We start from the raw sequence: 7,848 nt of genomic DNA on the forward strand, positions 1-7,848 counted from the left end.
GCTGATCGCGTATGTGGCATGCCGCGCGCCGTTCGACACGCAGACGATGCGGACCCGGCTGGGTGGGGTGCTGCCGGAGTACATGGTGCCGGGGGTGCTGGTGGTGCTCGACAGGCTGCCGCTGAACGGCAACGGCAAGATCGACCGCAAGGCGCTGCCGGCGCCGGAGGTCGAAGCGCGTACATACGAGGCGCCACAAGGTGAGGTGGAGCAGGCACTGGCGGCGGTATGGGCCGAGGTGCTGGGCATCGAGCGGGTGGGCCGTCATGACAACTTCTTTGAACTCGGTGGCGACTCGATTGTGAGCTTGCAGATCGTGTCGCGGGCGCGGCGCGCTGGCTGGCAGATCACGCCCCGGCAGATGTTCGAACGTCAGACGCTGGCGCTGTTGGCATCGGTGGCCGAAGCCGGCCAGACGGCGACGCGCTACACCGCCGCGCTGGGCGACGTGCCGCTCCTGCCGTTCCAGGCGGCATTTTTCCGCATGGATATGCCCGCGCGCGATCACTGGAATCAGGCCGTGCTGCTGCAAAGCGCCGAGCCGATCGACGCGTCTCACCTGGAACGCGCGCTCGCGGCATTGCTCCGTCATCACGAGGCGCTACGCATGCGATTCTCGCTGAACGGCGGTCGTTGGACGCAGACCTGCCCGGCAGCGAATGACGTGGAAACCACCGGACTGCTGTGGCAACGCACGGCGCAGCGTGCCGAAGACATCACGGCACTGTGCAACACCGCGCAGCGCAGCCTGGACATCGCCAATGGACACTTGCTGCGAGCGCTGCTGATCGAGACTGGCGGCACCTATCGGCTGTTGCTGGCCATTCACCACCTTGCGGTCGATGGCGTGTCCTGGCGCGTACTGCTGGAAGACCTGCAACAGGCGTACGCCCAGAGCATCGCGGGCGCATCGATTGCCCTGCCCGAGCGGACCGCTAACCTGCCGGACTGGGATCGCGCGCTGCAGGCGTATGCGCACGCGCATTGCGACGAACTGTCCTATTGGCAATCGCTGCAGCCCGTGCCGACCACGTTGCCGTGCGATGCGCCGACGGGCGGCAACACCGTCGCTACGCGCGCCAGCGTGAGCATGCGTCTGGATGCGCCAACCACGACGGCGTTGCTGCGGCAGGCACCGGCTGCGTATCGGACGCAAGTCAACGACATCCTGCTCACTGCACTGGGTCGTGCGCTTTGCGTGTGGACGGGGGACGACAGCGTACTGGTCGATGTGGAAGGCCATGGTCGTGAAGCACTCGGGACCGTGGATGTCTCACGCACTGTTGGCTGGTTCACGAGCCTCTATCCTGTGGCACTGCATCCGACTGGCGAACTGGGGACCGCGCTGCGCAGGGTGAAGGAACATCTGCGCGCGATTCCCGGCAAGGGCATCGGCTACGGCGTGTTCCGCGAGCAGGGCGCGACGTTGCCACGCGCGCAGGTCGTGTTCAATTACCTTGGTCAGTTCGACGCCGCGTTCGGTGACGGATGGCGTCCCGCCGATGAATCGGCCGGCGATGTCATGGATGAGGGTGCCGAGCTGATGCACGACATCGCCGTCAACGGTCAGGTGTACGGCAACGCGCTGCAACTGACGCTGCGCTATAGCAGCGCGCGCTATCGGCCGGGCGCCATGCAGGCGCTTGCCGATCGATTCCAACAGGAACTGGAAGCGCTGATCGCACACTGCACCAGTGGCGTGAGCGGGGTCACGCCGTCGGACTTCCCGCTCGCATCGCTCTCGCAGGCACAACTGGACCAGATCGACGTGCCGGCCGCGCGCCTGCAGGATCTGTACCCGCTCTCGCCGATGCAGTCGGGCATGCTGTTCCACAGCGTGTACGAGGCGCAGTCGAGCGGTGCCTATCTGGGCCAGTTGCGGGTGGATATCGGTGGCCTCGATGTCGAGCGATTCCGCGCGGCGTGGCAAGCGGTATTCGAGCGTCACGACATTCTGCGCTCGGGCTTCCTGCCCGGCGAGACACCGCTGCAGTGGGTGGCCCGGCAGGTCGACGTACCGCTGGTTGTCCATGACGGCCATCACGATGCCGACACGCTCGCGGCGCAGGATCGCGCCAAGGCTTTCGATCTCGCGCAGCCGCCGCTGATGCGATTGACGCTCGTGTGCACCGGTGCCGATCGCCATCATCTGATCTGGACACATCATCACTTGCTGCTCGACGGCTGGAGTACGTCGCAACTGCTGGGCGAGGTGTTGCGCCACTACGCAGGCCAGCCGCTGCCAGCATTGACGGGCCGCTTCCGTGACTACATCGCATGGCTGGCCAGACAGGACGTGGGCCAGTCGCAGGCTTACTGGCGCGAGCAACTGGCACCGCTCGATACGCCCACGCGCGTGGCGCAGGCACTGCCGAAACCAACCGGCCGTAGCGGCTATCGCGAGTATCCGCGCGCCTTCGATGCCAGCGAGACGGCCGCACTCGTTGCCTTCGCACGTGCGCGCCACGTCACGCTGAACACGCTGATCCAGGGCGCGTGGGCGTTGCTGCTGCATCGTCTGACGGGGCAGGACGCGATCTGTTTTGGTGCCACCACGGCAGGCCGTCCCATGGCGTTGACTGGCGCAGACCGCATGGTCGGTCTGTTCATCAACACCGTGCCCGTGCTGGCACAGGTGCGGCCCGGCGAAGCGCTGGACGCGTGGATCGCACAACTGCAGGCGCAGGGCAGCGCGTCGCGCGAGCACGAGTATCTGCCGCTGCACGAGATTCAGCGTGCGGCCGGCGCGGCCGGACAGGGGCTGTTCGACACCCTCATCGTGTTCGAGAACTATCCGATCGACGAGGCGCTGGCGCAGCAGGACACCGCGCTGCATTTCGACAACGCTCACTCGACCAACGGCAATCACTACCCGCTCACGCTGCGCGTGAAAACCGGTGACGTGCTGCGGTTCGACTACCTGCACGACCTCGCGCATCTCGACGAAGCGATGGCGGAGCGCGTAGCCGTACAGTTCGAGTCGCTGCTCAGGCGCATGGTCGGCGCCGGACCGCAGGCTGTGCTGGGTGCACTGGCGCCCGATGCCGGCACGGCACTGGCCGGTGAGCCGGCCCCCGACCTGTGGCATGCCGACGTGCTGTCGCTGTGGCGGCAGTCCGTGCAGCGCAGTCCTGATGCCATGTCGGTGGCAGACGAAGCGCGGCAATTGACGTTCGCGGAACTCGACCGGTTGAGCGACGGGCTGGCGATGGCGCTGCACGTCCGTGGCGTACGAAGCGAAACGCGCGTGGCCGTGCATGCGCAGCGCAGCGTTGAACTCGTGCTCGGCCTGCTTGCCGCCCTGAAGGCCGGGGCCGCCTACGTGCCGCTCGACCCGGCATTGCCGCCGTCCCGCCTCGCCTATCAGATCGCGGACAGCGGCGCAGCGATCGTGCTCGATGCGCAAGGCATGACCTGGGCGCCGGGGGTGCCCGTGCTGTCGTTGCAAAAGGAATGGACGGCTGCGGAGCGTGTGCAGGTCGCAGTGCATGCCCATCAGGCGGCTTACCTGATCTACACGTCGGGATCGACGGGCCAGCCGAAGGGCGTGGTCGTCAGTCATGGTGCGCTGGCGAACTATGTGCAGGCGGTGCTGCGTCGCATGGATCTGCCGGCATCGGCGCGCAGCATGGCCATGGCGTCGACGGTCGGCGCCGATCTGGGCCACACGGTCTTGTTCGGTGCGCTCTGTTCGGGCCGGCTGCTGCATCTGCTGGCGGCCGAACGCGCCTTCGATCCGGACCGGTTTGCCGACTACATGCGGCGCCATGAGGTGGACGTTCTCAAGATCGTGCCGGGGCATCTGCAGGCGCTGCTGAGCGCGCAGCGGCCACAGGACGTGCTGCCGCGCCACCGGCTGGTGCTCGGCGGAGAAGCTACGCGCTGGCCGCTGCTGGCGCGCATAGCCGAGCTGAGTCCCGAAACGCAGGTGATGAATCACTATGGCCCGACGGAAACCACGGTCGGCATTCTGACGCAGGAAGCGGCGCAGGCGGATCGGGGTGCCGCCTCGCTGCCGGTGGGCCGACCGCTGAGCGCCAGCGTCGCGCATGTGCTCGACGCCGGACTGAACCCGGTGCCGCGCGGCGCCGTCGGCGAACTGTATCTGGGCGGGGCGGGGCTGGCCCGCGGCTATCAGGGCCGGGCGGGACAGACGGCGGAGCGCTTTGTGGCCAGCCCGACGGGAGATGGCGCGCGGCTTTACCGTACCGGCGACCGGGTGCGCGCGCGTGAGGACGGTAGTCTGGAATTCCTCGGTCGCGTCGACGATCAGGTCAAGATTCGCGGTTACCGCGTCGAGCTGGGCGAGGTGGTGCGCGCGCTGCTCGCCATGCCGGGCGTCGGCAAGGCCGAGGTCATCGCGCGCGATGCCGACGACGGCCGCACGCAACTCTACGCGTATGTGGTGGCCCGAGATGGCGCAACGCTCGATACCGCTGCCGTACGCGAAGCATTGGCGCAGACGTTGCCCGACTACATGGTGCCGGCTGGCATCGTCTGCCTTGAGGCGTTGCCGCTGACGCCGAACGGCAAGGTGGATCGCCGCGCACTGCCGGAGCCCGTACTGGCGCAAGCCGACGATTTTGCCGCGCCGCAAGGCGAGGTGGAAGAAACGATCGCACAGATCTGGGCCGATATCCTGCGCGTCGCGCGCGTGGGACGTCACGACAACTTCTTCGAACTCGGCGGCGATTCGATCCTCACGCTGCAGATCGTGGCGCGTGCGCGCCGACGCGGCTGGAAAGTGACGCCGCGTCAGTTGATGGAGGGGCAGACGGTGGCGGCCGTTGCAGCAGCGGCTACGCCGGTGGCTGCGGTGCCGACGCAAAAGGCTGCGGACACCTCTGCGGAATGGTTCGCGCTCACGCCGGTGCAGCGCTGGTTCTTCACGCAGCATGCCGACACGGCCAGCCACTGGAATCAGTCGCTGATGCTGGCGTGCACGGCGCCAGCCGATGCGACGCCGGTGCATCGTGCCGTAGCGCACGTGGTCGACCATCACCACGCGCTACGGCTGCGTTTTGCCCGGCGCGACGGTCGTTGGCAACAATCCCACGGGCCGGCTGGATCGCACGCATTCGAGCATGTGGATCTGCGCGATGCCCCGGACCCCGCAGCTGCCATCACGCAGGCCGCCGATGCGGCGCAGCGCAGCCTCACGCTGGCGCAGCCGTTCAAGGCGGTCTGGATGGATCTCGGGTCGTCCGGACGATTGCTGCTCGCGGCCCATCATCTGGTGGTCGATGGCGTGTCGTGGCGCGTGATCGTGGAGGATCTGCAGACCGCGCATGCGCAACTGCTCGCCGGGCAGCCGGTGCAACTGCCGTCCACCACCAGCGCCCTGCGCACGTGGGTGAGCACGCTGCAACGGCATGCCGACAGCGTGGCGCTACAGGCTGAGTTGCCGTTCTGGGAGCAGACGCTGGATGGCGACAACCGCCGCCTGCCCGCCAGGGCGGACGGTTCGAACACCGTGGCCGATGCGCATGCACTGAGCGTGAGTCTCGACGCGGGGCGCACCCGTCAGTTGCTCAGTGAAGTGCCGCGCGCCTATCGCACGCAGATCAACGACATCCTGCTGGCGGCTCTGGCGCGCACGCTGTGCGAATGGGATGGGCGCGAGAGCGTGCTGATCGAACTCGAGGGGCACGGGCGCGAGGAGCTGGACGCAGGCGTCGACCTGTCGCGAACCGCAGGCTGGTTCACGTCGCTGTTCCCGGTCAGGCTCGCGCCGGGCAGCGAGGGGCCGGGCGCGACCATCAAGGCTGTGAAGGAGCAGTTGCGCGCCGTGCCTCGCAAGGGCATCGGCTATGGCGTGCTGCGTCACATGACGGCATCGGGCAGTCATTTGGGCGATCTCGGATATCCGCAAGTAACGTTCAATTATCTGGGGCAGTTCGACCAGACGTTCGCATCGGACGGCATGTGGCAGGTTGCCCGTGAATCTGCGGGGACGCAGCGCGCTGCGGGCAGCACCCGCCGCACATGGTTCGATGTGGGGGCCATGGTGCATGACGGATGCCTGCATCTGAGCTGGTCGTTCAGCAAGGCGCTGCATGACGAGGCCACGATCGGGCACCTGCTTGAGCGCTACCGGGATCATCTCGACGCCCTGATTGCGCATTGCGTGGACGGCAGCCGTGGCATCACGCCGTCGGACGTCCCGCTGGCCGGTCTGTCGCAAACACAGCTCGACACGTTGGCGGTGCCCGTCGAGCGACTTGAGGACCTGTATCCGCTGTCGCCGATGCAGGCCGGCATGCTGTTCCACAGCCTGCTGGAACCGGACGGCACGGCTTATCTCAACCAGTTGCGCGTCTCGTTCGTCGGGCTCGACGTCGAGCGTTTCCGGCAGGCATGGCAGGCCGTTTATGCGCGCCACGACGTACTGCGCACCGGTTTCCTGCCCGGTCAGTCGCCGCTGCAGTGGGTGGCCCGGCCCTCGGAGTTGCCCATTGCGGAACTGGACTGGCGCGAGCCGGCCCCGGCGGCGTGCGACGCCGCGCTGGAAGCGCACGCGGCGGCCGAACTCGCCCGTGGCTTCGATCTGACCACGCCGCCGCTGATGCGGCTGGCACTCGTGCGCACCGGCGAGCGGCAGCATCACCTGATCTGGACCAGTCACCATTTGCTGCTCGACGGCTGGAGTACGTCGCAACTGATGGGCGAAGTGTTGCGCGCTTACGCGGGACACGCGCTGGCGTCGCCGCAGGGACGCTATCGCGACCATATTGCGTGGCTGAAGGCGCAGGATGCCGACGCGGCGCGCGAATACTGGACGGCACAACTTGCCCGTCTGCAGGGCAATACGCATCTGACCAAGGCCCTGCCGCCGGCGACGACCGTGGCGTCAGGCAAGGGGTTGCAGACGCGTGCACTGAGCGATGCCACGACCGCGGCGCTGACCGATTTCGCGCGGCGCGAGCATGTCACCCTCAACACGTTGGTACAGGGGGCGTGGGCGTTGCTGCTGCAGCGTTACACGGGCCAGCCGTCGGTCGCGTTCGGCGCTACCGTGGCGGGCCGTCCGGGCGACCTGCCCGGCGCGCAGACCCTGCTGGGGCTGTTCATTAACACCCTGCCGGTGGTTGCCGAACCTGCGCCCGGCCAGACCGTCGGCGCATGGCTGCGCGCGATTCAGGGACAGAACATCGCATCGCGCGAGTACGAGCACACGCCGTTGTACGAGATCCAGCGTTGGGCGGGGCAGGGCGGTCAGGCGCTATTCGATTCGGTGCTGGTGTTCGAGAACTATCCGGTCGATCAGGCGTTGCGCGACACGTTGCCAGGCGGCATGCAGGCCACCGTCACGCATCGGCGTGACGAGACCAACTATCCGATGACGGTGTCGGCGTTTGCCGATCCGGCGCTCACGGTGCAGTTCGGCTATGAGCGGTCGTTGTTCGACGACGCCACCGTGACACGTGTGGCGGACCACACCATTCGTCTGCTGGAAGCGCTGGCGCAGGGGGGGGAGCAGGCTGTCGGCGATATTGCGCCGCTATCGGCCGCCGAGCGCACCCAGCTCTCGGCGTGGGGCACGAACGACGAACGCGCAGCGGAAGTGCCGCTGGTGCACGAGGCGGTGCAGGTGCATGCGCGCTTGCGCCCGGATGCGCTGGCCGTTCTGTTCGAGGACGAGCATCACGGCTTGAGCTACGGCGAGCTCAACCGCCGTGCCAACCGTGTGGCGCATGCGTTGATCGCCCAGGGCGTGCGCGCCGATAGCCGTGTGGGACTGGCCGTACCGCGCTCGGTGGAGATGGTCGTGGCGTTGCTCGGCATTCTGAAAGCCGGGGCGGCTTACGTGCCGCTGGACCCCAACTATCCGGCCGAGCGGCTGGCGTA

Annotated in this window: 1 protein-coding gene; it reads left to right on the forward strand. The window is 67.4% G+C overall.

The features are described from left to right. The coding region (locus ACIPHM_RS24450) for an amino acid adenylation domain-containing protein (protein ID WP_400334262.1) at nucleotides 1-7,848 on the forward strand (7,848 nt) is incomplete at both ends.

Source organism: Pandoraea sp. NPDC087047, assembly GCF_044745225.1.
GTDB lineage: Bacteria > Pseudomonadota > Gammaproteobacteria > Burkholderiales > Burkholderiaceae > Pandoraea.